This is a genomic window from Sphaerochaeta sp. S2, from assembly GCF_016406725.1.
Lineage (GTDB): Bacteria > Spirochaetota > Spirochaetia > Sphaerochaetales > Sphaerochaetaceae > Sphaerochaeta.
In genome coordinates this window covers 1-1,074 of record NZ_JAEKNT010000215.1, presented here as the reverse complement: position 1 = coordinate 1,074, position 1,074 = coordinate 1, and the positions used below count along the sequence as shown (strand labels likewise).

At 28.8% G+C, this 1,074-nt stretch carries 3 protein-coding genes; 2 read left to right on the top strand and 1 reads right to left on the bottom strand.

The window, feature by feature from the left end:
• Window positions 1-285, top strand: a 285-nt coding sequence (locus tag JF818_RS06045; RefSeq protein ID WP_198891103.1) for an NUDIX domain-containing protein, incomplete at its 5' end; no start/stop codon positions are given.
• A gap of 5 nt (window positions 286-290) precedes the next feature.
• Window positions 291-701, top strand: coding sequence for a 6-carboxytetrahydropterin synthase (locus JF818_RS06040; protein ID WP_198891101.1), 411 nt, complete (start codon window positions 291-293; stop codon window positions 699-701).
• Window positions 702-738: 37 nt separating this feature from the next.
• Here JF818_RS06040 and JF818_RS16640 read toward each other — a convergent pair whose 3' ends face one another.
• On the bottom strand, window positions 739-930 hold the full coding sequence (locus JF818_RS16640; RefSeq protein ID WP_198891099.1) for a DUF2892 domain-containing protein: 192 nt from the start codon (window positions 928-930) through the stop codon (window positions 739-741).
• Between the last annotated feature and the right edge of the window lie 144 nt (window positions 931-1,074).

Genomic DNA, 1,074 nt, shown 5'->3' with positions numbered 1-1,074 from the left:
GGAAAAAGAAGATTACAAGAAGAAATGGGTTTTATTTGCGAACTGGAAGAAGTGACTTCATTTATATATAAAGCACCTTTTGATAATGGTTTAACCGAGCATGAATTGGATCATATTATGATTGGTTATTATAATAATAACCCTAAACTAAATAAGGAAGAGGTTGAAAGTTTTAAATGGATGACTTTAGAAGATGTGAAAATGGATATGGAAGAACAACCCGAAATTTATACTGAATGGTTTAAAATAATTTTTGATAACTATTACAGTTTTATTACTAAATAATTACTATGAGAGTAACCGTAAATAGAAAAGCACATTTTAATGCCGCACACAGATTGTATAATGCAGAGTGGACTGACGCGCGTAACGCAACTGTATTTGGCAAATGTGCAAATCCTAATTATCATGGGCATAATTACGAGTTAATAGTTTCGGTAAAAGGTGAAATACACCCTGAAACTGGGTTTGTAATGGATATGAAAATTTTGAAAAATTTAATTGAAACCGAAATTGAAGACAAATTCGATCATAAAAATTTAAATGAAGAGGTTGAAGAATTTAAAACCTTAAACCCAACTGCTGAAAATATAGCTGTGGTAATTTGGAATAAACTAAGACCCAAAATTGAAAGTACGCTGGAACTTTCAATAACTCTTTACGAAACTCCAAGAAATTTTGTTACATATTGTGGAGAATAAAAACCTGTAAATTATAAAATCCACAGGTTTTTTATAATTATTTCTTTTTACAAGTATTAATTCCGAAAAGTGGATATAACGGACAAAAACTTGCTAAACTTGTAAGTAAAAATATAGCAGCAAAAATTAAAAGTATAATTCCTAAAGTTCCTGAAATAACTTTGGTGTAAGATAAAATTATAATTACGATAGCCATAATTATCCGTATAGCTTTATCAGTATTTCCCATGTTTTTTTTCATAATGATAAATTTTTAGGTTAGTATTAAACTATTCTTTCTTTTGTTTATTTATCTCATCTTGCAATTTTCTCATTACTTTCTGCTCACGTTCTAAAGCTACTTTTCTATGGTTTTCAAACTCTTCTTCTACAT